Annotated in this window: 23 protein-coding genes; 12 read left to right on the top strand and 11 right to left on the bottom strand. The window is 66.0% G+C overall.

Features of this window, described 5'->3' with window-relative positions; all coding sequences use genetic code 11:
- Positions 1–267: 267 nt before the first annotated feature.
- From IP92_RS01585 to IP92_RS01565, 5 genes are all read left to right on the top strand, one after another.
- Positions 268–555, top strand: a complete 288-nt coding sequence (locus tag IP92_RS01585) for a hypothetical protein (RefSeq protein ID WP_145872772.1) — start codon at positions 268–270, stop codon at positions 553–555.
- Positions 552–1460, top strand: coding sequence for a sensor histidine kinase (locus IP92_RS01580; protein WP_307724834.1), 909 nt, complete (start codon positions 552–554; stop codon positions 1458–1460). The genes IP92_RS01585 and IP92_RS01580 overlap by 4 nt, the downstream gene beginning before the upstream one ends.
- Positions 1457–2212, top strand: coding sequence for a LytR/AlgR family response regulator transcription factor (locus tag IP92_RS01575; protein ID WP_145872771.1), 756 nt, complete (start codon positions 1457–1459; stop codon positions 2210–2212). The genes IP92_RS01580 and IP92_RS01575 overlap by 4 nt, the downstream gene beginning before the upstream one ends.
- 123 nt (positions 2213–2335) lie before the next feature.
- On the top strand, positions 2336–2824 hold the full coding sequence (locus tag IP92_RS01570) for a VOC family protein (RefSeq protein WP_371860874.1): 489 nt from the start codon (positions 2336–2338) through the stop codon (positions 2822–2824).
- Positions 2821–3210: a YybH family protein gene (locus IP92_RS01565; protein ID WP_145872770.1), complete on the top strand. Its 390-nt coding sequence runs from the start codon at positions 2821–2823 to the stop codon at positions 3208–3210. The genes IP92_RS01570 and IP92_RS01565 overlap by 4 nt, the downstream gene beginning before the upstream one ends.
- Here IP92_RS01565 and IP92_RS01560 read toward each other — a convergent pair.
- The 7 genes from IP92_RS01560 to xapA all read right to left on the bottom strand — a co-directional run bounded on the left by IP92_RS01560 (position 3194) and on the right by xapA (position 11999).
- Positions 3194–4429 (bottom strand): nucleoside deaminase, encoded by a 1236-nt coding sequence (locus tag IP92_RS01560; RefSeq protein WP_145872769.1) that lies wholly within the window; start codon positions 4427–4429, stop codon positions 3194–3196. The genes IP92_RS01565 and IP92_RS01560 overlap by 17 nt on opposite strands.
- Positions 4430–4436: 7 nt before the next feature.
- Complete coding sequence (locus tag IP92_RS01555; RefSeq protein WP_145872768.1) at positions 4437–4844, bottom strand: cytidine deaminase; 408 nt, start codon at positions 4842–4844, stop codon at positions 4437–4439.
- A 236-nt stretch (positions 4845–5080) separates the two neighbouring features.
- Complete coding sequence (gene deoA / locus IP92_RS01550; RefSeq protein WP_145872767.1) at positions 5081–6403, bottom strand: thymidine phosphorylase; 1323 nt, start codon at positions 6401–6403, stop codon at positions 5081–5083.
- A gap of 143 nt (positions 6404–6546) precedes the next feature.
- Complete coding sequence (locus IP92_RS01545; protein WP_371860873.1) at positions 6547–8931, bottom strand: aldehyde dehydrogenase family protein; 2385 nt, start codon at positions 8929–8931, stop codon at positions 6547–6549.
- A gap of 12 nt (positions 8932–8943) precedes the next feature.
- The gene (gene deoC, locus IP92_RS01540; protein ID WP_199271805.1) at positions 8944–9918 is read right to left on the bottom strand and encodes a deoxyribose-phosphate aldolase; all 975 of its coding nucleotides are present in this window, start codon (positions 9916–9918) and stop codon (positions 8944–8946) included.
- Positions 9915–11108, bottom strand: coding sequence for a phosphopentomutase (locus IP92_RS01535; protein WP_145872766.1), 1194 nt, complete (start codon positions 11106–11108; stop codon positions 9915–9917). Before IP92_RS01535 ends, deoC begins: the two co-directional genes overlap by 4 nt.
- A gap of 60 nt (positions 11109–11168) precedes the next feature.
- Positions 11169–11999, bottom strand: coding sequence for a xanthosine phosphorylase (gene xapA, locus IP92_RS01530; protein WP_145872765.1), 831 nt, complete (start codon positions 11997–11999; stop codon positions 11169–11171).
- 224 nt (positions 12000–12223) lie between these two features.
- Between xapA and IP92_RS01525 the strand changes: the two genes are divergently transcribed.
- Genes IP92_RS01525 through IP92_RS01515 form a run of 3 tightly spaced genes read left to right on the top strand, consistent with a single transcriptional unit; the run spans position 12224 to position 15172 of the window.
- Positions 12224–13342: a carbohydrate kinase gene (locus IP92_RS01525; RefSeq protein ID WP_229418558.1), complete on the top strand. Its 1119-nt coding sequence runs from the start codon at positions 12224–12226 to the stop codon at positions 13340–13342.
- A 2-nt stretch (positions 13343–13344) separates the two neighbouring features.
- Positions 13345–14256: a pseudouridine-5'-phosphate glycosidase gene (locus tag IP92_RS01520; protein ID WP_145872764.1), complete on the top strand. Its 912-nt coding sequence runs from the start codon at positions 13345–13347 to the stop codon at positions 14254–14256.
- Positions 14257–14269: 13 nt separating this feature from the next.
- Positions 14270–15172 carry a LysR family transcriptional regulator gene (locus IP92_RS01515; RefSeq protein ID WP_145872763.1) on the top strand — a complete coding sequence of 301 codons (903 nt, stop codon included), beginning with the start codon at positions 14270–14272 and terminating at the stop codon, positions 15170–15172.
- A gap of 145 nt (positions 15173–15317) precedes the next feature.
- On the opposite strand, the gene pcp is transcribed toward IP92_RS01515, so the two are convergent.
- The 4 genes from pcp to IP92_RS01495 all read right to left on the bottom strand — a co-directional run bounded on the left by pcp (position 15318) and on the right by IP92_RS01495 (position 20196).
- Positions 15318–15965: a pyroglutamyl-peptidase I gene (gene pcp, locus IP92_RS01510; protein WP_145872762.1), complete on the bottom strand. Its 648-nt coding sequence runs from the start codon at positions 15963–15965 to the stop codon at positions 15318–15320.
- Between the two features lie 8 nt (positions 15966–15973).
- Positions 15974–16930: a DUF979 domain-containing protein gene (locus IP92_RS01505; protein WP_145872761.1), complete on the bottom strand. Its 957-nt coding sequence runs from the start codon at positions 16928–16930 to the stop codon at positions 15974–15976.
- Complete coding sequence (locus IP92_RS01500) at positions 16927–17613, bottom strand: DUF969 domain-containing protein (protein ID WP_145872760.1); 687 nt, start codon at positions 17611–17613, stop codon at positions 16927–16929. The genes IP92_RS01505 and IP92_RS01500 overlap by 4 nt, the downstream gene beginning before the upstream one ends.
- Positions 17614–17946: 333 nt before the next feature.
- Entirely contained in the window at positions 17947–20196 is a 2250-nt protein-coding gene (locus tag IP92_RS01495) for a TonB-dependent receptor (protein ID WP_145872759.1), read from the bottom strand.
- A 502-nt stretch (positions 20197–20698) separates the two neighbouring features.
- On the opposite strand from IP92_RS01495, the gene IP92_RS01490 reads away from it, so the two are divergent.
- The 4 genes from IP92_RS01490 (at position 20699) to IP92_RS01475 (ending at position 25350) form a co-directional block, all read left to right on the top strand.
- Entirely contained in the window at positions 20699–21694 is a 996-nt protein-coding gene (locus tag IP92_RS01490; RefSeq protein WP_145872758.1) for a BMP family lipoprotein, read from the top strand.
- An 82-nt stretch (positions 21695–21776) separates the two neighbouring features.
- Entirely contained in the window at positions 21777–23303 is a 1527-nt protein-coding gene (locus IP92_RS01485; RefSeq protein ID WP_145872757.1) for an ABC transporter ATP-binding protein, read from the top strand.
- Complete coding sequence (locus IP92_RS01480; protein ID WP_145872756.1) at positions 23300–24382, top strand: ABC transporter permease; 1083 nt, start codon at positions 23300–23302, stop codon at positions 24380–24382. Before IP92_RS01485 ends, IP92_RS01480 begins: the two co-directional genes overlap by 4 nt.
- Positions 24379–25350: an ABC transporter permease gene (locus IP92_RS01475; RefSeq protein ID WP_145872755.1), complete on the top strand. Its 972-nt coding sequence runs from the start codon at positions 24379–24381 to the stop codon at positions 25348–25350. The genes IP92_RS01480 and IP92_RS01475 overlap by 4 nt, the downstream gene beginning before the upstream one ends.
- The last annotated feature ends 63 nt before the right edge of the window (positions 25351–25413 follow it).

Here is a 25413-nt window from a genome sequence, read left to right as displayed (position 1 = left end):
CCTTCGTGGCAGGCTGTAGGCGCCCTTAATTCAAGAGCAATTGTTATTGCCAATAGGATACCACAAGTCGACGGATCTTTTGCGTTAGTTCAAGGTGTTTGTCGATTTTTGGTTAACTTTATTGCCAGAGGGGGTGGCAATTCCGCTGTTCGTCCCCTGCCGGTGCAGATCAGCCCCTGAAAATCTCCATTCGTCGGATCGCTGTTTGCAGGGGTGGCGCGCGGCGCTACAGTGTCATCATCGACACGCCATCACGGAGGATATGCCATGAAAACCATCAACAAGACCTGCACCGAAACGCTGCGCGAGGCATGGGACGGCATCAGCCGCATCGCCAGCCACGCGATGCGCCGGCTCGACCGCATGCCGTGGCCGGCCCTGCTGGCCGCTTGCGTGATGCTGGCCCTGCTGATCACGGTACTGCCGCTGGCGTTGACGCTGTTCGTGCTGTTCCTGCTCGTGAAGCTCGTCGCCGGCGCGCTCGGCGGCCAGCGCCGCGACGTGCCGATGCACGAGCATGCGATGCACGACACCATGCACGGTAGCGGCCAATGAGAATGGCGGCCGGCGGCGCCCGGGGAGCGCTGGCATTCGTGCGCGAACTGGGCGATACCGCCAGCGCGCTGTGGTGGCAGTTCTTCGACTGGCTGGCGCAGGTGCCGATGCGCCAGCTCGTCGTCACGTGGGTGCTGGCCGTGCTGCTGGCCTGCACGCCGGCGATCCTGCCCGAGCAGGCCGTCGCGTTCATCTTCGTCTCACTGGGCCTGAAGCTGCTGGCCGGCGGCAAGCGCAAGGCCGAGCTGGAAGCGCGCGCCGCGGCCGAGCAGGCCGGCACGGAAGGGCTGGAGCGCCGCCTCGTCGAAGCGCAGATGGCGGCACTGCAGGCGCAGGTCGAGCCGCACTTCCTGTTCAATACGCTGGCCCTGATCGGCCAGCTGATCGAGACGGATCCGCCGCAGGCCGCGCGCATCCACCAGCACCTGATCGATTACCTGCGCTCGACGTTGCCGCAGATGCGCTCGCGCAGCAACGCCACGCTGGGCCGGCAGATCGCGCTGTCGCGTTCCTATTTGGCGATCATGCAGGCGCGGATGAAGTCGCGCCTGGCGGTATCGATCGACGTGCCGGCCGAGCTGGAAAGCGCCACGTTCCCGCCGATGATGCTGCAGATCCTGATCGAGAATTCGATCAAGCACGGGCTCGAGCCGAAGATCGAGGGCGGCCGCATCGACATCCGCGCCAGCGTGTCCGGCAACGTGCTGCAGGTGGACGTGCAGGACGACGGCGTCGGCTTCTCCAGCTGTGCCGCCGACGGCGTGGGCCTGGCCAATGTGCGCGAGCGCCTGAAGCTGATGTACGGCAGCCGCGCCGAGCTGCTGATCGAAACGCCGCCCGAAGGCGGCTGCAAGTCCAGCGTGCGGGTGCCGTTCGCACCCGACATCTTCGCGGAGAAACGATGAAGGCCAGCGCCCTGATCGCCGACGACGAGGAACCGATGCGCGACATGCTGCGTGCCCGGCTGCGCGACTGCTGGCCGGAGCTGACGATCGTGGCCGAAGCGGCCAACGGCGTCGAGGCGATCGCGCTGGCTGGACAATACCAGCCCGACATCGTGTTCCTCGATATCCGCATGCCCGGCATTTCCGGCATCGAAGCCGCGCGCATGCTGTTCAACCGCTGCCACATCGTGTTCGTGACGGCCTACGACCAGTATGCGATCGAGGCCTTCGAACACGGCGCGCTGGACTACCTGTTGAAACCCGTCGGCGGCGAGCGCCTCGCGACGACGTGCACGCGGCTGAAGGCACGCATCGGCCAGCGCCCGACCGATATCGCGGCTCAGCTGTCGCGGCTGCTGGGGCATGGCAGTGCCGAGCCGGGGCGCGCCTACCTGCACTGGATACAGGCGCAGGTAGGCAACAGCCTGCGCATGATCAGCACCCGCGAGATCCTGTTCTTCCAGGCGGACGAGAAATACACGCGGGTGCGCACGGTGCAGGGCGAAGTCCTGATCCGCAAGACGCTGAAGGAGCTTGCGGACGAGCTGGATCCTGACGAGTTCTGGCGCATCCACCGCTCTACCCTGGTGCGGGTGGATGCCATCGCCGAAGTGACGCGCGACCTGCGCGGGCGGCAGATGGTGCGCGTGAAGCACTGCGGCGAAGAGCTCGAAGTCAGTCGCGGCAACACCCATCTGTTCCAGCAGATGTAAGGCCCCGTTCAGCGCGGGCGTGCGGCCGGGCGCGCGCCTGACCTCGCTTGCCCCTCCTATTGTGCTGGTCTATATTGGTGTTTCCGCCTGACCCGATCACGAACTACAACAGGGAGAAGTGCAATGACGATACCGACGACGATGCACAGCACGACGCAGGGCACCATGCAAGGCACGATACCCAAGGCGACGCGCGCGACGATCATGCCTTGCCTGCGCTACCGCGATGCGCCGGCCGCCATCGAATGGCTGTGCGACACGCTGGGCTTCCATGCAAGCCTGGTGGTGCGCAACGAGGACGGCACGGTGGCCCACGCGCAGCTCAAGTATGGCAACGGCATGATCATGCTGGGCTCGGCGTTCGATACGGAGTACGGCCGCCTGCTGAAGCAACCGTCGGAAACCGGCATGGCCGTCACACAGGCCGCCTACCTCGTCGTCAACGATGCGGACAAGGTGCATGCGCGCGTCCTCGACGCCGGCGGCGAAGTCGTGCTGCCGCTGCAGGACGAGGAATATGGGGGGCGCGGCTTCACGTGCCGCGATCCGGAAGGCCACATCTGGAGCATCGGCACTTACGACCCGTGGGTCGAAGGGGAGCGCGCGCAATGAGCACGGACGAGGCAGCGATCCGCGCGCTGGTGGAATCGTGGTGCGAAGCGGCGCGCGAAGGCGACGTGGCAGCCATCCTGGAACTGATGACGGAGGACGCGCTGTTCCTCGTGCCCGGCGCTGCGCCGATGCAGGGCCGGCGCGCGTTCGAACAGGGCTTCCGCGCCGCCGTGGCGGCGTTCACGATCGATTCGAAGGCCGAGGTGCTGGAAGTGGAAGTGTGCGGCACGCTGGGTTGGTGCCGCACGCAGCTGAACGTGACCATGGTGCCCCGTTCCGGCGGTGCGCTGGTGCGCCATGCCGGCCAGGTGCTGTCGGTATTCCGCAAGAACGCGCTCGGCCACTGGCAGCTGGCGCGCGACGCGAACCTTATCCAGCCGGACTAGGCGGCGCGGCCAGCGCGGCGATCAGGCCTGCGTCCGCCACCTGCGCCGGGCGTACGCCGATCACGTCGCGGTACAGCGGCGGCAGGCCGTCGCACAGCGCGGCCAGCTCGCTGTCGGGCATGCCCGGCCGTACGTACTGGAACTGCGCCTGGTCGGCGGGCGGCAGCGGGCCTTCCATCGTCGAGCCGTAGGCGCCCAGGTCCATGAAGCTTGTCGCAGCGCCATTCGGGCCGACGGCAAACACGAACGTCCCCTCCTTCGGGTGGCCGAGGTAGCGCCGCACTTCCTGTTGGCGCGCGGCATCGGCCCCCGCCATCAATTTGTAGCGCAGCTGCGCATAGGCGCGCGTGCATTCCATGAACGCCGTGCGAATGCCGGCACGGCCATGCCTGCCGTGGCAGCACAGCAGCAGGTTGCCGTGGCCGTCGAGCAGCGCCACGGCATTGCCGTTACCGCCCTGGGCCAGGTCGCGTTCCTGCGCTTGCTTCAGGTAGGGTGCGAGGCCGGCATCCGGGCGGCGCGGCTCGCAGCGGTATGTCAGCGCGTCCGGGCATGCGCGCTTCAACGCGAGCACGATCGGATGGTCGCCGGGCAGCGTGGCGGGATCGGCCAGCGCCGCGCGCGGCGGGTCGATATTGAAGAGGTCCACGACGCCTTCCACCGTCGCCTCGAACACGAGGGAGCACAGCGCCTGGGTGGGTTCGGCGATCGTCTTCCCGATGAAGAACGGCCGCGGTGTGGCACCGCTGGCCGCGCGTGCATACGACGACGCGCCCAGCACGGCGGGATAGGCGAACGCCTCGCGCGCCTGCTCGCGCAGCGGTGCGGGCAGCGACGGGAACGTGCCGGTGAGGTCGTGGTTGATGCCGGCCTTGCGGTCGTTGGCGGCGACGACGACGTTGAAGCCGGCGGCAAGCAGCGCGCCGGCGCACATGCAGCAAGGGTCGAGCGACGTGACGACGGTGATCTCGTGCGGCGGCGGCAGCGCCCTGCCCTTCGCCAGCTCGGCGTGGTACCAGTCGACCAGCTGGCGTTCGCCATGCGCGGTCGGGTCCCAGATCAAGCCGTCGCGGATCACGTTGTTGTGGACCGCGCGCAGCACGTTGCCGAAGCCGTCCAGCATCACGCCGCCGACGCCGAACGTGCCCTGCGTCTTGGCCGCGATGGCCTCCGCCGCCGCGATGGCGACAGCGGCTTGCACGTCGATCGTCTTCTTCACCGGCGGATCAGCGGCGCTGCAGGTCGTGGCCGCCGAACGCGTTCGGCAGCTGGGCGGCAGCGGTGGTCTCGTACACGTCGCCCTTCAGGTTCGTCAGTACGACAGGCAGCTCGTTACCACCCAGTTCGAGGATCACCTGGCGGCACGCACCGCACGGCGCGATCGGACCTTCCGTCTCGCCGACGACAGCAAGCCGTTCGAAGTCGCCCTGCTTGTAGCCATGCGCGAACGCGGAAAAGAACGCGGTGCGCTCAGCGCAGTTGCACAGGCCATACGCGGCGTTCTCCACATTACAGCCATGGAACACCTTGCCATCCCGCGTCAGCAACGCCGCCCCCACCTTGAAGTTCGAGTACGGCGTATAAGCCTTCAACCGCGCCGCCTTCGCTTCCTCAATCAACTGATCAGTATTCATCTGCAATGTTTCCCAATTTCGGGGACTGTCCCTCGTTTTTGGAAATATTTCCCAAAACCGGGGACTGTCCCCTGTTGTAAAACAACCGAAAAAGCCCGTTTTTCGCCGCTTCCGCTCGAATATCAAGCACTTGGCGGATGGGGACTGTCCCTCGTTTTTGGAAATATTTCCTGAAACGAGAGACAGTCCCCCTGTTGTAAAGCGACCAGCTCGGCGGTCGGTTTACGGGCGATTGCTTACGGGCGGATCGTGCGGTAGACGATCGGGTTCGTGGCCGGGGCCGTGTCGGCGATCGTGTAGGCGGCTTGCACGTCGGCGATCGCGCGCTGGGCGGCCGCTTCGGTGCGGGCGTGGACGAGCGCCAGCGGTTGGCCGGCGTCGATCTTCTGGCCCAGTTCGACGAGGTCCGTCAGGCCGACGGCGAAGTCGATCGTGTCTTGCGGACGGGTGCGGCCGCCGCCCAGCGCAACGACGGCCAGGCCCAGGCCACGGCAGTTCGTCGTCGCGGCGTAACCGGCGCGCGGGGCTGGCACGGGCACGATGATCGGTGCGCGGTCCAGGTACTTGTCGGGGTTGCCGATCAGGTCGGCCGGGCCGCCCAGTGCCGCGACCATGCGGGCGAAGCGTTCCGCGGCTTCGCCGGAATCGAGCGACGCCTGCAGCTTGGCGCGCGCTTCCTGTTCGTTGGCGGCCAGCTTGCCCAGCACGAGCATCTCGGCGCACAGCGCCAGCGTGACTTCATGCAGGCGCGCCGGGCGCGACTTGCCGGTCAGGTAGTCGATCGCCACACGCACTTCGACGGCATTGCCGGCGCTTGGCGCCAGCGACTCGTTCATGTCCGTCAGCAGGGCCGACGTCAACGTGCCGGCGCCGTTGCCGACGTTGACGATCGACTCGGCCAGCTCCACCGATTTTTCGTAGGTCGGCATGAACGCGCCGCTGCCGGCCTTGACGTCCATCGCCAGCACGTCCAGGCCCGCGGCCAGCTTCTTCGACAGGATCGAGCCGGTGATCATCGCCACCGATTCCACCGTCGCGGTCACGTCGCGGATCGCGTAGAAGCGCTTGTCGGACGGCGCCAGCGCGGCCGTCTGGCCGATGATCGCCACGCCCACTTCCTTGACGACCTTGCGGAACAGTTCATTGTCCGGCACCGTGCAGTAGCCGGGGATCGCATCGAACTTGTCGAGCGTGCCGCCGGTGTGGCCCAGGCCGCGGCCGGAGATCATCGGCACGAAGCCGCCGCACGCGGCGATCATGGGGCCCAGCAGCAGCGACACGACGTCGCCGACGCCGCCCGTCGAATGCTTGTCCATCACGGGGCCCGGCAGGCCGAGCGATTTCCACTCCAGCACGTCGCCGGAGTCGCGCATCGCCAGCGTGAAGGCGACGCGCTCGTCCATCGACATGTCGTTGAAGAAGACGGCCATCGCCAGCGCGGCGATCTGGCCTTCGGTCGTTTCGCCGGACGTGATGCCGCGGACGAAGAAGCGGATTTCGTCGGCGGTCAATGCGCCGCCATCGCGCTTCTTGCGGATGATTTCCTGGGGGAGGTACATGTGTGTTCTCTTTCTTCGATAGGATTCAAAGCGCAGTTAGCAACAGAGAAAACCCCAGGCGTGAACCTGGGGTCAGACCCGCCGGGTCTGACCCCGGCTTTGCGCCGTTGGTTTTTTCACGCGAACCTGCGCCTTCGCGGGCTTCAGACCCCGTACGGAATCCAGATATTCTTCACCTGCGTCGCATGCTGCAGCACGGTGCGGCCCGCGGCCTGCTGCGTGCTGAACCAATCGCGCCCTTTCGCGCCACCGACCCACGTGCGTTTCAGCGTACCGGCCGACAGGCGCTCCACTTCCGCGCAGCCTTCGGCCGAACCGTCGTGACGCCACACGGCATCCACGTCGCCGTGCGAGGCCAGCGTGCGCGCCAGCTCGTCGGCGCTGCCCGTGACGATGTTCACCACGCCGCCCGGCAGGTCCGAAGTGTCGAACACCTGGTACAGGTCAGTGGCCGACAGCGGGTACGCTTCCGACGGCACCGCCACCACGCGGTTGCCGACGGCGATCGCCGGTGCCACCAGCGAGATGAAGCCCAGCAGCGGGTTCTCGTTCGGGCAGACGATGCCGATCACGCCGACCGCTTCGTTCAGCGCCACCGTGATGCCGTGCATCGGCGGCTGGTGCGCGGCGCCATCGTACTTGTCGGCCCATGCGGCCCAGTAGAACAGGCGTTCGATCGCCGCTTGCACTTCCTTCTCGGCGTCGCGGGTGCCCGTTTGGGCGGCGATGCGGTCGGCGAATTCACGGCCGCGCGCGGCCAGGTTCTCGGCGATGTAGTACAGCACCTGCGCGCGGTTGTGAGCGGTGGCCTTCGTCCAGCCAGCCGCCTTGTGCGCTGCCTCGACGGCGTTGCGGATGTCCTTGCGGTTGCCGTCGCCCACTTCGGCGAGGAACGTGCCGTCGGCACCATGGATCGCGCGGCTGTACGCGCCATCCGGGCGCGCCTGCTTGCCACCGATGTACAGCTTCGCCGTGCGGTCGATCGCGAAAGGATCGGCCGCCGGCACGGCAGCCTTGGCCTTGCCCGGCTTCGCCACGATGGGCGCTGCGGGGCGCGCATCTTCCGACACCGGCACCAGGTATTCGAACATGCCTTCGCGGCCGCCTTCACGGCCGTAGCCCGACTCCTTGTAGCCACCGAAGCCGCACGCCGCGTCGAACTGGTTCGCCGTGTTGATCCACACGACGCCCGCCTTGATCTGCGGCGCCACGTCCAGCGCGAGGCTGATGTTCTCGGACCACACGCAGGCAGCGAGGCCGTACACGGTGTTGTTCGCCAGCTGCACCGCCTCGGCCGGCGTGCGGAAGCTCATCGCCACCAGCACCGGGCCGAAGATCTCGGCCTGCGCCACGGCGGCGGACGTCGATGCGCCAGTGATCAGCGTCGGTGGAAACCACGAGCCATCGGCCGGCAGTTCGCAGGCGGCCGGCTGGTAGATCTCGCAGCCCTCGGCACGCGCCGCTTCCACGAGGCCATGAATGCGCTGGCGCTGGATCGGGTCGACCAGCGCGCCGATGTCCATCGACTTGTCCAGCGGCGAACCGAGGCGCAGGTTGTCCATGCGGCTCTTCAGCTTCTTCAGGAAGCGTGCTTCGACGGATTCCTGCACCAAGAGGCGCGAACCGGCGCAGCACACCTGCCCCTGGTTGAACCAGATCGAATCGACGAGGCCTTCGACGGCCGCATCCAGGTCCGCATCGTCGAACACGATGTACGGCGACTTGCCGCCCAGTTCCAGCGACAGCTTCTTGCCGCTGCCGGCCGTCGCTTCGCGAATCAAGCGGCCCACTTCCGTCGAACCGGTGAACGCCAGTTTATCGATGCCTTCGTGCTTGACGATGGCTTCACCCGTGCGGCCATCGCCCGTGACGATGTTCACCACACCGGCCGGTACGCCGGCCTGCACGCAGATCTCGGCAAACAGCAGCGCTGTCAACGGCGTGAACTCGGCCGGCTTGAACACGATCGTGTTACCGGCCGCCAGTGCGGGCGCGATCTTCCAGGCCAGCATCAGCAGCGGGAAGTTCCACGGTACGATCTGGCCGACGACGCCCACCGGACGGTGGCCCGGGAACTCTTCGTCCAGCAGTTGCGCCCAGCCGGCGTGGTGGTAGAAGTGACGGGCGACGAGCGGCAGGTCCGCATCGCGCGTTTCGCGGATCGTCTTGCCGTTGTCCAGCGTCTCCAGCACGGCGAACAGGCGCGCGTGCTTCTGCATCAGGCGCGCGATCGCGTACAGGATCTTCGCGCGGCCGATGCCACCGAGGGCGGCCCATGCCGGCTGCGCGCGGCGCGCGGCTTCGACGGCACGGTTCACGTCGCCCGCAGTCGCTTGCGTGATGTCGGCCAGCGGCTTGCCGTCGGCCGGGTTGGTCGAGGCGAACGTCTCGCCGGGTTCACTCCACTGGTTGTCGATGAACAGGCCGAACTTGCGGCCGCGCTCTTCCAGCCACGCTTGCGCTTCTTTCTGGCTCTCGGGGGCGGGGCCGTATTCCATGGTGTTCAGGATCTCTTTGATGGTTGGCATGGCGGTCTTCTTTTACGGTTGCGCGTGACGGTGGACGGCCGAGTAGGCGCCCGTGACGTGGTGTTCCAGCTGGCGCTCGATGTCGGTCAGCAGGCTCGATGCGCCGATACGGAACAGGTGCGGCTCCAGCCACTCGTTGCCCAGTTCCTCCTTCATCACCGTCATGTACTGCAGCGCGGCCTTCGCGGTCGACACGCCGCCGGCCGGCTTGTAGCCGACCTTGAAGCCGGTGCGCTCGTAGTATTCGCGAATCGCGCGCACCATCACGAGCGACACGGGGATCGTCGCGTTGACGCCTTCCTTGCCGGTGGACGTCTTGATGAAGTCCGCGCCGGCCATCATGCAGACCCACGACGCCTTCGCGACGTTTTCCAGCGTGACGAGGTCGCCCGTCGCCAGGATCGCCTTCACGTGCGCTTCGCCGCATGCTTCGCGGTAGGCGCGCATCTCGTCGTACAGCGCCTGCCAGTTCCCCGTCAGCACGTGCTGGCGGGTGATGACGATGTCGATCTCCTGCGCGCCGTCGGCCACCGACAGCTCGATCTCGCGCACCTTCGTTTCCATGTTCGTCAGGCCGGCCGGGAAGCCCGTCGACACGGCCGCGATCGGCAGGCGGCCCTTCAGCACCTTGTCCGCGTGGCGGATCATCTCGTGGTACACGCAGACTGCGCCAGTCTTCAGGTTGCGGTCGGCGATGCCCAGCGCTTCGACGAGGTCGGAGCGCAATGGCCGCAGCGCCTTCATGCACAGGCGTTCGACGCGGCCCGGGGTATCGTCGCCGGACAGCGTCGTCAGGTCGATCAGTTCGATCGCCTTGATCAGCCACGCAGCCTGGTATTCCTTCTTCACGGTGCGGCGGTTCGCCAGCGACGCGGCGCGCCGGTCGGCCGCCGCCTTGTTCACGTGCAGATGGTTCAGCCAGCCCAGGTCGAGGCCCACGGCCTCGTTGCGCTTGAAGTCTTCGGGAATGCTCAGGGGGTTACTCATAAGAGGTTGGTTCCGTTGGAAAGAGGTTGCACGCCGAGGTGGTGGGCGATCGTCTGGCCGATGTCGGAGAACGTTTCGGAGATGCCCAGCTCGCGGCCTTGCACACCGGGGCCGAAGAAGATCATCGGGATGTGCTCGCGCGTGTGGTCGGAACCGGGCGACGTCGGGTCGCAGCCATGGTCCGCCGTGATGACGACGAGGTCGCCCTCCTTCAGCTTGCCGATGAATTCAGGCAGGCGCGCATCCAGCTCGTGCAGCGCCTGCGAGTAACCCTGCACGTCGCGGCGGTGGCCGAACAGCATGTCGAAGTCGACGAAGTTCACGAACGTCAGCGACTTGTCGCCCGCTTCCTGCTCCACTTCGAGCAGGCGGTCGAACAGCGCCATATTGTCCGGGCCCTTGACGACGCGCGACACGCCTTTGCCGGCATAGATGTCGCTGATCTTGCCGAGCGCGATCACCTCGCCACCCGCATCCTTCACGTGGTCCAGCAGGGTCGGCGCCGGCGGCGGCACGGCGTAGTCGTGGCGGTTCGCGGTGCGCTTGTAGTTGCCGTCGCTGCCCACGAACGGACGCGCGATCACGCGGCCGATGTTGTAGGGCTTGACCAGCTCATAGGCTTTCTCGCACATGTCGTACAGGCGCTCGAGGCCGAAGTGCTCCTCGTGCGCGGCGATCTGCAGCACCGAGTCGGCCGACGTGTACAGGATCGGCTTGCCCGTGGCGACGTGCTCGTCGCCCAGGTCGGCGATGATCGTCGTGCCGGACGCGTGGCAGTTGCCGAGGAAGCCCGGCACGCCGGTCAGTTCCTGCAGCTTGTCCGTCAGCTCCTGCGGGAACGACGGCACCGTCTTTGGGAAGTAGCCCCAGTCGAACAGCACGGGCACGCCGGCGATTTCCCAGTGGCCGCTCTGCGTGTCCTTGCCCGTCGATTTTTCGCGCGCGGCGCCATACGCACCGGCGAAGCCTTCACGCTGGCCGAAGCCGGCGGCCCAGCGGCCCGTGGCCGTGTGGGCGGCGGCCGCAAGGCCCAGCTTTTCCAGCGTGGGCAGCGCCATCGGCTTGCCTTCGCTGGCGGCCCATTTCGCGATATTGCCGAAAGTGTCGCAGGCGGCGTCGCCGTACTTGTCGGCATCCGGCGTGGCGCCGAGGCCGAACGAATCGAGCAGGAGGATGAATGCGCGTGACATGATGCGTCTCTCTGAAATGATCAAGGGCGGCCTTGGCCGCCCTGCTTGTTACCGATTCTTTTAAGCCTTCGCCACGTTCGCGAAGAACGCGTGAATCAGCTTGACGAGGCTTTCGGCGCCGATCGCCGCGTACTTCAGCGTCTGTTCGTGCGACAGCGGGAACGGCGACAGGCCTTCGGCCAGGTTCGTGATCACGGACACGCCGACGACCTTCAGGCCGCAGTGCCGCGCCGGCACCACTTCCGGCACGACGGACATGCCGACGACGTCCGCCCCCAGGCGGCCGAACGCGCGGATCTCGGCCGGCGTTTCGAAGTTCGGGCCTGGATAGGCGATGTACACGCCTTCGTGCAGCGTGATGCTTTGTTCGGCGGCGGTGGCTTGCAGCAGCTTGCGCAGTTCCGCGTCGTAGGCATTGGCCATGCTGAAGAAGCGCGGACCGAAACGCTCGTCGTTCGGGCCGATCATCGGGGTGCCGGGCAGGAAGTTGATATGGTCGTTCAGTGCCACCAGCGAACCGGCGTCCACTTCCGTGCGGAGCGAGCCGGCGGCGTTCGTGACGAACACGAATTCGCAGCCCAGCAGCTTCAACGTGCGAATCGCGCTCGTCATCACGCCCATGCCGTAGCCTTCGTAGAAGTGGCCGCGGCCCTTCAGGCACACCACCGGCACGCCGGCCAGCGTGCCCAGCACCATCTGGCCCGCATGGCCATGCACGGTGCTGATCGGGAAGCCGGGCAGCTCGTCGAAGCCGATCGAGACGGCATCTTGCATCTGGTCGGCCAGCACGCCGAGGCCGGAACCGAGGATCAGCGCGGCGCGCGGTGCGAAGCCGGCCGGCATGCGCGCACGCACGATCGCGGCGGCCTGGAAGGGGGAATTGTTCGACATAGGAATCTCGTTAATGACTTGGGTTCGGGGCAGCCGCGCGAGCGGACATTATTCGGGCGCAAATCCGGCAGGCGACACTATGCATCATCGCGGATATGTATGACAAATACCATTTTTCTTTGTCATTTATATGCACCGTATATAAATAAACGTCTATTATAGCCGTTTGACAGGAATTCGACATCTGTTTAGGATGGTGAACAAAAGTTTGCAGGAAGCGTCGCTTGAGTAAGAAAGAACAGCTGTACCAACTGATCCGATCCAATCCGTTCATCTCGCAGCAGGAGATGGCGGATGCGCTCGGCCTGTCGCGCTCCGCCGTCGCCGGCCACGTCGCCACACTGATCCGCGAGCGGCGGCTGATGGGCCGCGCCTACGTGCTGCCGCAGGAACGCGCCGTGCTGTGCATCGGCGCGGCGAACCTGGACCGCAAGCTGCGCACCCTGGCCCCGCTGCAGCTCGGCACGTCCAACCCGGCCAATGCGGAAGAGACGTATGGCGGCGTAGCCCGCAACATCGCGGAAAACCTGGCCCGCCTCGGCACGCCGTGCGCGCTGCTGACGGCGCTCGGCGACGACAACGCGGGCCAGGCCCTGCGCGGCCATGCGCAGGCGAATGGCATCGACATGACGGGCACGCTGGTGCTGCCCGGCGTCGCCACCGGCACCTACACGGCGGTGCTCGATGCGGGCGGCGAGATGGTCGTGGCGCTGGCCGACATGGCGCTGTACGAACAACTGACGCCGGCGATCCTGGCGGGCCGCCAGCCGCAGCGCAATGCCGCATCGCTCGTCGTGGCGGACCTGAACCTGCCGCACGACAGCGTGGCGGCGCTGCTCACGGACGCGCGCAACGGCGGCGTGCCGCTGGTGCTGGTCGCGGTATCGCAGCCGAAGATGGCGCGCCTGCCGCGCGCGCTGCAGGGCTTGCGCCTGCTGATCCTGAACCGCGGCGAACTGGAAGCGCGTGCCGGTCATGCGCTGCCCACCGAAGCGGCGGTGCGCAACGCCTGCCGCGCGCTGCAGGCCGACGGCGCGCAGGACGTGATCGTGACGTGCGGCGCGGCCGGCGTCTATCACACGGTGCCGGGCGACCTGCAATGGCTGCCGGCCCAGGCGCTCGACGACGCGGCCGTCGTCGACGTCACCGGTGCCGGCGACGCATTCTCGGCCGCCGTCTGCTGGTCGCTCGCCCAGGGCGACGCCAGCCTGACGGACGCCTGCCAGCGCGGCCTGCAGGCGGCGGCGCTGACGCTGCAGAGCAACCACACCGTATCGCCCGCGCTGACGGCGAGCCTGTTCGGCTCACGGTCCGGCGCTCCCCTCTCCCACGAACAGGAATGACCATGCAACAGTACCTCGCCTTCTCCCCCGAAGTGACCGCCGCGCGCGCGGCCGGCAAAGCGATCGTCGCCCTCGAGTCGACGATCATTTCGCACGGCATGCCGTATCCGCAAAACGTGCAGACGGCGCGCGAAGTCGAGCAGATCATCCGCGACGGCGGCGCCGTCCCCGCGACGATCGCCCTCATCGGCGGCAAGATCTGCGTCGGCCTGACGGACGAGCAGCTGGAATTGCTGGGCAAGTCGCCGGATGCGATGAAGGTCAGCCGCCGCGACATGGCGTATGCGCTGTCGCAGAAGAAGCTCGGTGCGACGACGGTGGCCGCGACGATGATCTGCGCGCAGCTGGCCGGCATCTCCGTGTTCGTCACGGGCGGCATCGGCGGCGTGCACCGCGGCGCCGAGACGAGCTTCGACATCTCGGCCGACCTGCAGGAACTGGCGCAGACCAATGTGGCCGTCGTGTGCGCGGGCGTGAAATCGATCCTCGACATCGGCCTGACGCTGGAATACCTGGAAACGCAGGGCGTGCCGGTGGTGAGCGTGGGCCAGCAAGGCTTCCCCGCGTTCTTCACGCGCGAAAGCGGCTTCAATGCCGACTTCCGCCTGGATACGCCGGCAGAGCAGGCCGCGTTCGTGAAGACGAAGTGGGAGCTGGGCCTGCGGGGCGGCGTCGTCGTCGCGGCGCCGGTGCCGGAACAGGAAGCGATGCCGAAGGAAGAGATCGACGGCATCACGCTGCAGGCATTGCAGGAAGCGGAGGAAAACGGCGTGACGGGCAAGAAGGTGACGCCATTCCTGCTGGCGCGGATCAAGACGCTGACGGGCGGCCGCAGCCTGGCCACCAATATCGCGCTGGTGAAGAACAACGCCCGCGTCGGCGCCGCCCTGGCGCAGGCGCTCCTGACCGCATAAAGCCCGGCACGCCATGTCGATCGATCTGAAGCAACTGAAGTACTTCCTTGCAGTCGCCGAGGAAAAGAGTTTCAGCCGCGCTGCCGAACGGCTGCACATCTCGCAGCCGCCGCTGTCGCAGCAGATCATGAAGCTGGAGGCGGAACTGGGCGTGAAGCTGTTCGCGCGCACGACGCGCAGCTTCGAGCTGACCGTCGCCGGCCGCGCGCTGATGCACGAGGCGGCCGACCTGCTGGCGAAAATGCGCATGACGATCGACACCGTGCGCCAGATCGACCGCGGCGAAGTGGGCCGGCTGCGCGTGGGCATCGTCGGCTCGGCGATGTGGGGCCCGATCCCCAGCCTGCTGGAGGAATTCCAGAGCAAGTACCCGCGCGTGACGTGGACGATCCATGAATTCGGCCCCACCGTCCAGTACGACGCGCTGCGCGCCAAGCAGATCGACGTGGGCTTCTGGCGCGAGCCGAAGCTGGACGAGAACGACCTCAAAAACGACAACCTGCGTCAGGAATTGTGCTTCCGCGAGAACGTGTGCGTGGCCGTCAACGAACACCATCCGCTGGCGAAGATGGACGCGATCGAGCTGGCCGACATCGCCGACGAACCGATGCTGACACTGGCCCTCGACAAGTCCGCCTTCCCCCGCTACCTGATCCAGTGCTGCGTCAACGCGGGCTTCCAGCCGACGATCTTCCAGGAAGCGTCCGAGCCGCAAACCTTGCTGGCGATGGTGGGCGCGGGCCTGGGCGTGACGCTGATGCCGGAGACGACGTCCCGCATCGGCTGGCCAGGCGTCGTGTTCCTGCCGATCCGCACCAACCCGCCGTCGGCCAATTTGTACATCACCTACACGACGACGGACGACGCACCGGTGGTGCGGGCGTTCCTGAACATCCTGCGGCCGCCGGAGCGGTGAGGCGCTACGGCTGACTTCGTGTCCACTTCTCTACCCCTGGGGTCAGACCCGGACAGGACACGGCCTCAGCAGGTCTGCATCGTTCAGCTCGTGTCCTGTCGGGGTCTGACCCCAGAAGGCTTAAAACGGGACACGGGCTCGGCCGTCAGTGCGTGCCGCCGCCCGCTTCGCGCAGGTCACCTGTCGTGCTGCACGTCGTGGCGACGGCGATCTTCACCGCTTCGATCATGTCGGCCAGGGACATGCTCGGCGTCGGCACCGGCTGGCGTGCCGCCTGCTGCGGGAGGAACGGGATGTGGATGAAGCCGCCGCGGATCGCCGGCTTGTCGCGCAGCGCGTGCATCAGGCCATAGAAGACGTGGTTGCAGACGAACGTGCCGGCCGTCTGCGAGACCGATGCAGGGATGCCGGCTTCCCGCAGCGCATGCACGATCGCCTTGATCGGCAGCGTGCTGAAATAGCCCACCGGGCCGCCAGGGATCACCGGTTCGTCGACGATGCGCGCGCCCCGGTTGTCGGCGATTGGGGCGTCGTCGACATTGATCGCCACGCGCTCGACGGTGATGTCGCTGCGTCCGCCCGCCTGCCCGACCGCGATGACGACGTCCGGCCGCAGCTCGTCGATCGCCGCGTGCAGCGCCGCGAGGGCGTCGCCGAACACGCACGGCAGCTGGCGCGATACGACAACATGATCGTCGCCGCGCCAGCCATCGAGCGCACGCACGGTCTCCCACGCGGGATTGATCGGTTGTTGGTTGAATGGCTCGAAGCCGGTCAGGAGGACGGTGTTCATCGCGCAGTTCATCGGTTCATCAGAAAGTACAGCAGCGCCATGTTCACCAGCAGCAGCGGCAGCGCCGTCGGGATCTGGACGCGGATCACGGCATGCTTGTCCGGCAGTTCCAGCAGCGCGGCCGGGATGATGTTGAAGTTCGCCGCCATCGGCGTCATCAAGGTGCCGCAGTAGGCGCTGAACATGCCGATCGCCGCCATCACGGCCGGATCCGCATGATACACCCCGACGAGCACCGGGATGCCCACGCCGCCCGTCATCACGGGGAACGCGGCAAAGCCATTGCCCATCACGATCGTGAACAGCGCCATGCCCGCGCAGTAGACGACGACAGCGACGAGCTTCGTATCCATGTCGATCGAGGACGTGGCGAGGTACGCCACCGCCTTGCCGACACCCACCTGCGTGAACAGCAGCCCCAGCACGGCCAGCATGTGCGGCAGCACGAAACCCCAGCTCATCGCATCGACGAGGCGGCGGCTTTCGCGCAGCGCCTGCGGCGGCGTCGACCGGGTCAGCGCGCATGCGAGCGGCACGGCGATGATGGATGCGCAGCCCAGGCCGACCAGCGTGGCCTGCTTCGGATCGATCAGCAGCAGGCTGCCCACCTTGACGTCCTTCAGCAACGTCGCAAGGAGGATCGTGACGAACGGGATCGCCAGCGCGGGCAGGAACAGCTTGTGGCCCAGCCTTGCCGCGCTGGCGCGGCGCTCGCCTTCCGGCAGCACAGCGGGCTTGCCGGCACGGACCCCGCCGCAGCCCGCCAGCAGCGCCATCGCCACCATCATCCCACCGGCCACTTCCGGCGGCAGCACGTCGCCGGCCAGGTAGATGACGGCATACAGCGCCCAGAACAGCGCGCTCGTGTACCGGCGCGGATTGCTGCGGTCCGTCAGCGACATCACGGCGACGGCGGCCAGCAGCCCGCCGACCACGTAGTAGAACAGCTCGAGCGTCACGATCATCGGCGCGCTCCGGCCAGGTAGACGTCGAGCCGGTGCAGGCGCCATGCGTGGATGATGAACGCGCTGACCGCCGTCGGAATGCCCCACAGCGCCATGTGCAGCGGATCGGCCTCGATACCCTCGCCGCGCAGGATCGTCTGCATCAGCACGATGGCGCCGAAGGCAACGAAGATGTCCTCGCCGAAGAACAGGCCGACGTTGTCGGTGGCGGCGGCCATCGCCCGCACGCGCATCCGCGCTTCCTCCGGCAGCTTGCCGGCCTGCCGCTCGGCGACGCCCTCGGCCATCGGCGCGATCAATGGGCGCACCATCGTCGGATGGCCACCGATCGACGTGAGCCCAAGCGCGGCGGACAGCTCGCGCACGGCGAGATACAGGATCAGCAGCCGGCCCGCGGTGGCGGAGCGCACCCGCCCGATCGCCGCCTGCGCATGCTCACGCAAACCGAAGCGCTCGAGCAGGCCGATGGCCGCCAGCGGCAGCAGAAGGATCATCGGCAGGTTGCGCGTCTTGACGAACGCCGTGCCCAGCGCGGCCAGCAACTCGAGCGGCGACATCAGCACCGAAGCGCCTGTCGCAACACATGCCGCGACGACGACCAGCACCGGATGCACGCGCAACAAAAACCCGACGATGACGACGGCGACGCCGACCAGCGGCCAGAGATTCACAGCGGACTGCATGCATCGACCTCCCAACAAAATGTTTCCAAAATCAGGGGACTGTCCCTCAAATCAGGAAATATTTCCAAAATCGAGGGACAGTCCCCATCGCGATTTTCAACAAAAACACCACAAACCTCGATGCCACGCGGCAGGTTCCGCACCCTGTGCGGACTGCCGCAAGGGCTACGGGTCGCTACGCCCTTGCACCAAAAACATTTCCAAAAACGAGGGACAGTCCCCAATTTCAGGAAATATTTCCAGAATCGAGGGACAGTCCCTGTATTCGAAAAAACAACACTGTACAAATAAAACGCCCCGCTCGGGGCGGGGCGTCGTGGTGCGTGGCGGGGGTTAGAAGTTCATGCGGAACTGCACGCCGTAGGTGCGCGGTTCGTTCAGGATGCCCGTCATGTTGTTGAAGTCGATCGCGCCGACGGACTGCACTTCGTTCGTGATGTTGCGGCCGTACAGGGCCAGGTCGTATTTGCCGTCGCCCCACTTGTAGCCGACGCGCAGGCCGCCTTCGAGCAGGTCCTTCGCCTTGTACTCGACCGCTTCGTACAGGAAGAAGTTATACGACGAGCGGTACGACCAGTCGGTGAACGCATACACTTCGCCGTTCGCCACCGGGGCGCTGTACTTCAGCGTGAAGTTGTGCTGCCACTTCGGAGCGCGCGGCAGCGGGTTGCCGTTGATGAGGGCCACGCGCGAACCGTTCACGAACGAGACCGGGTTCGTCACCGTGCAGCCGCCGCCGCACGGCAGCACGAACAGGCTGGCGTCCTTGATCTCGGTGTCGTTGTAGCTGGAGCCGAACGTCGCGGAGAAGTTCTGCGACAGGTTCGCCTGCAGGTCCAGCTCCACGCCCTGGCCGATCGCCTTGTCGGCGTTCAGCAGCTGGTTCATGTTCACCGAGCCGCTGCCCGCGGTCAGCTGCTTGTCCTTCACGCGGTAGTGGAATACGGTCGCGGACATGCGCGCACGGCGGTTGAACAGGTCCTGCTTCACGCCCGCTTCGACGGACAGCACCTTCTCGGCGCCCGCCATCGACGGCCGGCTCGTCAGGTCGTTCAGGCGGCCCTGCATCGACGGCGCGCGGTAGCCCGTCGCCACGCGGGCGAACACGTTGGTGTCCGGGTTCACGACGTAGGTACCGGAGGCATCCCAGCTGATGTTGCTCGAATCGTCATGCAGCGGCAGATAGGTGCGGCCCGTCGTCTCGATACGCTGGGCGACGAAGTCCTTCTTGTCGCTCGTGTAGCGCACGCCGCCGCGCAGCTTCAGGCGGTCGGACACTGCGTAGTTCAGCGAGCCGAATACGGCATACGACTTAGCGTTCTGCGTCTGCGTCGCGTAGTTCGGCACCTGCGGGTTACCGGCGGCCAGCGAGTTGAACGCGATCGAGTCGATCTGGATGTCTTCCTTGAAGTAGAACAGGCCGGCGATCCACTGCAGCGGGCCCTTGTTGGTGGACTCGGCGCGGAACTCCTGCGAGATCTGCTTGTGGTTCGGGATCAGGTCGGCCGTCTCGACGACGAACGGGATGAAGCCCGGGCCCATCGGCGGCGCGTACACGGCGCCATAGCCGCCGTCCACGTCGGCGCGGCTGTAGAACTCCAGCTTCTCGTAGCCGGTAATCGAGTGCAAGGTCACACCCGGCAGGTCCCAGCGCAGGCGCATGCTGGCGCCCTTGTTCTTCAGGTGCTGCTCGTTGATGCCGTCGGTCGGGTACTTGTCGTAATCGAAGCCGTCGACCAGGTCGTTCGTGCCCGTCTTCAGGATATTGGCGCGGAACAGCGTCGCGGTGCCGTCCATGTCGCGGCCGTGCACGTTGAACAGCGCGGAGAAGTTCGCGGTCGGCTTCACCAGCACCTGCAGGCGCGCGGCGTTGTCCTTGTAGCCTTCGAATTCGCGCGTGCCGGTCGGACGGTCGTTCGAGACGCGGTCGCCGCGGTGCTGCGACAGGCCGGCGAAGCGGATCGCCACGGTGTCGCTGACGGGGAGGTTGTAGGCGCCGTCGACGTTGCGCACGCGATCCTTGCCGAAGCCGGCGGCCAGGTAGCCTTCCTGCTTGAACACGGGTTTCGCGGAATCGAACTTGATCACGCCGGCCGGCGAGTTACGGCCGAACAGCGTGCCCTGCGGGCCGCGCAGCACTTCCACCTGGTCCACGTCGAACACGGGGAAGCCCTTCAGCATCGGGTTTTCCTGGACGATGTCGTCCATGACCAGACCCACCGGCTGCGACGCGTTCAGGTCGAAGTCCGTGTTGCCCAGGCCGCGGATGTAGAAGCGCGGGAACGTGCGGCCGTAGTCGGATTCGATGGCCACGGACGGCGAACGGCCGGACAGGAAGCGGATGTCCTGGCCGCCGGACGTCAACACGTCCAGCTTCTCGCCCTTCACGGTGGCGATCGACATCGGCACGTCCTTGATGTTCTCGGCGCGGCGCTGGGCCGTCACGATCACCGTCTCCAGCTGGCCCGGCTGCGCCTTCTCGACGGGGGCGTCGGTGCTCTCCTGGGCGTAAGCCAGCGGGAAGGCGGCGGCGATCGCCAGCGCCATCATCGAGCGGGCCGCGTACCGATGGGTTTGTTTCATATCTTTTCCTTATTGTTGAGTGTTTCGCGTTAGCAAGAGAGTAATAAGGCGCGATGCTAGCATGAATGAATGTGACCGGAAATCACGGCAACGTCCCATTTATTGAGATGTTTTCAATATAAATAGTCAAGAAAAAAGGTATTTGTCGTACATATTGGCGCTGGTGCATAGTGTGCTGCTATCCCCGGCCCGCCTGGGGCGCGGCCCTAGAGGAAACAGCTCGCAAGCGGCGCGCCACGGGACGTTGGAGTGGGTGGAAAACAACAGCGCCGGCGTCAGGGCGGAAGAATGGACGCTGTCGTGCAAACGCAACAACGTAGTCGAGCCGGTCTGAGACAACCGGTTACAAAAATGCAATGACGAAAAATCTGGAACGCGGGTGCGTGCCGAGCAAAACCTCTAAAGCCGCTGGTTTACCGCGAATTTGGCGGTCCCAGGCACCGCCGGGGTACATGTTTTGCTCACAAAAACTATACAATAACGGACTTCCAGGAGCCATTTCATGAAAATCAAACAACTTTCCATGATGATCGCCGCAGTTGCGGTCTCGGCCAGCGCATTCGCAGCCGATCCGAAACTGGGCATCGTCTACGACGCCGGCGGCAAGTTCGACAAGTCGTTCAACCAATCCGCTTTCGAAGGCGCCTCGCGCTTCAAGAAAGATACCGGCATCAACTTCATCGAAGTGCAGGCTTCTTCCGATACGCAGGCCGAGCAGGTGCTGCGCGGCCTCGCCCGTAAAAAGCTCGACCTGATCGCGTCGATCGGCTTCGCGCAGACGCAGGCCGTGCAGAAGGTCGCCAAGGAATTCCCGAACGTGCGCTTCGTGCTGATCGACGGCGTCGCCCAGGGTAACAACGTCAACTCCGTCACGTTCAAGGAAGAGGAAGGCTCCTACCTCGTCGGCGTGGCCGGCGCGCTGGCTTCCAGGACCAAGAAGCTGGGCTTCATCGGCGGCATCGACATCCCGCTGATCCGCACGTTCGCCTGCGGCTACGCGCAGGGCGCGAAGTCGGTCGACAAGAAGGCCGAGATCGTGCAGAACATGGTGGGTACCACGGCCGCGGCCTGGAACGACCCGGCCAAGGGCGGCGAACTGGCCCGCTCGCAGTTCGAGCGCGGCGTGGACGTCGTGTTCGCGGTCGCCGGCGGCTCGGGCATGGGCACGCTGCAGATGGCCAAGGAAAAGGGCAAGCTGGCGATCGGCGTCGATTCGAACCAGAACCACCTGTACCCGGGCACGATGCTGACCTCGATGGTCAAGCGCGTCGACAACGCGGTTTACGACAGCTTCATGCAGATGAAGAACGGCACCTGGAAGGCCGGCGTCACCGCCAAGGGCCTGAAGGAAGGCGGCGTGGACTGGGCGCTGGACGCCAACAACCGCAAGCTGATCACGCCTGAGATCGAGAAGAAGGTGCTGGGTGCCCGCAAGGACATCATCGACGGCAAGATCAAGGTGATCGACATCCGTACGGGCGCCGCCTGCCCGGCCTGATTTCACGCAGCACGCACAAAACGCGCCGCCGGGGCCATGCCCCGCGGCGCGTTTTTCAGTCAATACGTCAACATTAAATCCTATGCAGCCAGCTGTTGAATTCCGCGGCATCTCCAAGCATTTCGGAGCCGTGAAGGCGAATACGGACGTCAGCTTCACGGTCGCCAAGGGTGCGATCCATGGCCTCGTCGGCGAGAACGGCGCCGGCAAGTCCACGCTGATGAGCATCCTGTACGGCTACTACCAGGCCGACGGCGGCGACATCCTGCTGGACGGCCAGGTGCGCCAGATCCGCTCCAGCCAGGAAGCGATCCGCCTCGGCATCGGCATGGTGCACCAGCACTTCATGCTGGTCGATAACATGACGGTGCTCGACAACGTCATGCTCGGCACCGAAGGCGGCTTCCGCCTGGCCAGTCACCGCGCCGAGGCGGAAGCCAAGCTGCGCGAGATCTGCGCGCGCTACCGCCTGGACGTCGATCCGCTGGCGACGATCCACGACCTGTCCGTCGGCGTGCAGCAGCGCGTCGAGATCCTGAAGCAAATCTACCGCAGCGCGAACATCCTGATCCTGGACGAGCCGACCGCCGTGCTGACCGCGCAGGAAACCGAGTCGCTGTTCGAGATCCTGAAGCTGTTCAAGGAACAGGGCAAGACGATCATCCTGATCACCCACAAGCTGCAGGAGATCATGGACATCACCGACACCGTGACGGTGATGCGCGCCGGCCGCGTGGTCGGCGCGGTCGAGACGGCGCGGACGTCGAAGGAGGAGCTGGCCAACATGATGGTGGGCCGCCCGATCGAGAACAACCTGCCCCGCGCGCCGTACAGCCCGGGCAAGCCGGTGCTGGAGGTGAAAGGCCTGCAGCTGAAGGACAACACGGGCGTCTCCCTGCTGGACGACATCGACTTCACGTTGCGCGCCGGCGAGATCGTCGCGATCGCGGGCGTGTCCGGCAACGGCCAGAGCGAGTTGATGGAGATCCTGTCCGGCATGCGCCTGCCGACGGCAGGCAGCGCCGACTTCGAAGGCAAGCCCCTGCCATTCAAACGCCACGACCCGGACGGCCTGCCGCTCGTGTTCCGCGACCTGGGCATCGCCCACGTGCCTGAAGACCGGCTGCGCGACGGCGTCGTGAAGAACTTCTCCGTGATGCAGAACACCTTCCTCGGCTACCAGGACCACATCAAGGGCCGCTGGGGCCTGTTCGACTTCAAGCGCATCGCCGAGCGTTGCGCCGGCCTGCTGAAGGAGTTCGACGTGCGCCCGCCGAACCCGGACCTGCGCATCGGCCTGCTGTCCGGCGGGAACCAGCAGAAGGTCGTCATCGCGCGCGAAGTGCTGGCCAAGCCGAAGCTGATGCTGGTGGGCCAGCCGACGCGCGGCGTGGACATCGGCACGATCGAGGCGATCCACACGCAGCTGCTGGCACTGCGCGACGCGGGCGTCGCGATCCTGCTCGTCTCCGTCGAGCTGGAGGAAGTGCGCGCGCTGGCCGACCGCATCCTCGTGATGTGCGGCGGCCGCATCACCGGCGAACTGCCGATCAATGAATTCGACACCACCCGCATCGGCCTGCTGATGGGGGGCACGCACAAATCATGACCACCAACGATCTCCCGCGCTGGGCAACCGCTGTTGCTCTTCCTCTTCTCAACCTGCTGTCGGCGCTATTGGTCGCGGCGCTCGTCATCCACCTGCTGGGCGAAGACCCGGTCGAGTCGATGCACATCCTGATCAACAGCGCGGTCGTCAATCCGGAAGGCTTGTCGTACACGCTGTTCTACGCATCGACGTTCGTGTTCACGGGCCTGGCGGTATCGCTGGCGATGCATGCGGGGCTGTTCAACATCGGCGCGGAAGGCCAGATGTACCTGGGCGGCCTGGGCATCACCATCGCGATGCTGGCGTTCGACGCCACGCTGCCGTGGTACCTGTTGATCCCCGCCGGCATGCTCGGCGCGGCGCTGTTCGGCGCACTGTGGGCCTTCGTGCCCGGCTACCTGCAGGCGAAACGGGGCAGCCACATCGTCGTCACGACGATCATGTTCAACTACATCGCCAGCCAGCTGATGAACTTCGTGATCGTGAAGTTCCTGATCCCGGCCGGCGAGCAGAACACCGCCAGCCGCGTGTTCTCGCAGGCGGCCGAGATGCCGCGGCTGTCGGACTGGTTCCCCGTGCTCGGCGACACGCCGCTGAACGTCAGCTTCTTCCTGGCCATCATCGCGCTGGTGATCTATGGCGTGATGGTGTCGCGCTCGTCGTGGGGCTACAAGCTGCGTGCCGTGGGCCTGAACAAGCACGCGGCCCACTACGCCGGCGTCAAGATCTCGGCGATGATCGTCGTGACGATGCTGATCTCGGGCGCGCTGGCCGGCCTGGGCGCCGTCAACTCGATCATGGGCTCGACACATTACCTGTCGCTGAACTTCGTCGGCGGCGCCGGCTTCATCGGCATCGCGATCGCGCTGATGGGGCGCCAGCACCCGGTCGGCATCTTCCTGTCCGCCGTGCTGTTCGGCGCGCTGACGCAGGGCGGCTTCGACCTGTCGCTGGAAAAGCCGAACATTCCGCCCGAGATGGTGATCTTCATCCAGGGCCTGATCATCCTGTTCTGCGGCGCGATGGAGTACCTGTATGCGCCCGTGCTGGCCAAACTGCTCAAGGGGAAACAAGCATGACTTTCGAAGACCTCCACCTCGGCAGCATCGTCGTCTCCACGGTGCGCAACGCGCCCGTGCTGCTGTTCGCCGCGATGGCCGGCCTGTTCGCGGAACGCTCCGGCGTCATCGACATCGGCCTGGAAGGCAAGATCCTCGCCTCCGCCTTCGTCTCCGCCGCGGTGGCGTTCACGACGCAGAATCCGTGGTACGGCATCCTGGCCGGCATCGCCGTCTCCGTCGTGATCGCGCTGCTGCAGGGCGCCATCGCCATCACGCAAAAGGGCAACCAGCTGGTGGCCGGCATCGCGATCAATATCGCGATGAGCGGGCTGACGTTCGTCGTGGCCCAGTACTTCTTCCAGCAGGGCGGCCGCACGCCGGACCTGGGCGAAGCGCGCCTTGGCGAAGTGGTGCTGCCGGGCAGCGCCGCGGTGGCGGACGTGCCGGTGCTCGGCTGGATCTGGACGCAGCTGCTGGGCGGCCACACGGTGCTCGTGTACGCGGCCTTCGCGCTGGTGCCGCTGGTGCACTGGGTGCTGTACCACACGCGCTTCGGCCTGCGCCTGCGTGCCTGCGGCGAGAACCCGCATGCGGCCGACGCGGCAGGCGTCTCCGTCGAACGCACGCGCTACCTGGCGATGCTGATCGCCGGTGTACTGTGCTCGTTCTCCGGCGCGTATCTCGCCATCGTGCAGAGCGGCTTCTTCCTGCGCGACATGTCGGCCGGCGCCGGCTACCTGGCGCTGACAGCGATGGTGTTCGGTAACTGGCGGCCGTTCTACACGTTCCTGGGCTGCCTGATGTTCGGCTTCTTCGGCGCCGTGCAGATCCAGCTGGAAGGCGTCGACCTGCCGGTCGTCGGCCGCATCCCCGGCGCGCTGATCCAGATGGTGCCGTATGTCGTTACCGTGATCGTGCTGGCGGGGCTGATGGCGAAGTCGGTGGCGCCGAAGGCGATCGGCGTGCCGTTCGTGAAGTCGCGGTAATCACAGGGTCAGACCCGCGTCGGGTCTGACCCTAGCCTCTGGGTTTCGGGGTTGAATTGGCGA

This window comes from Pseudoduganella flava, from assembly GCF_007830495.1.
GTDB lineage: Bacteria > Pseudomonadota > Gammaproteobacteria > Burkholderiales > Burkholderiaceae_D > Rugamonas > Rugamonas flava.
The sequence above is the reverse complement of the archived record's forward strand: the minus strand, read 5'-3'. Positions and strand labels throughout refer to the sequence as shown.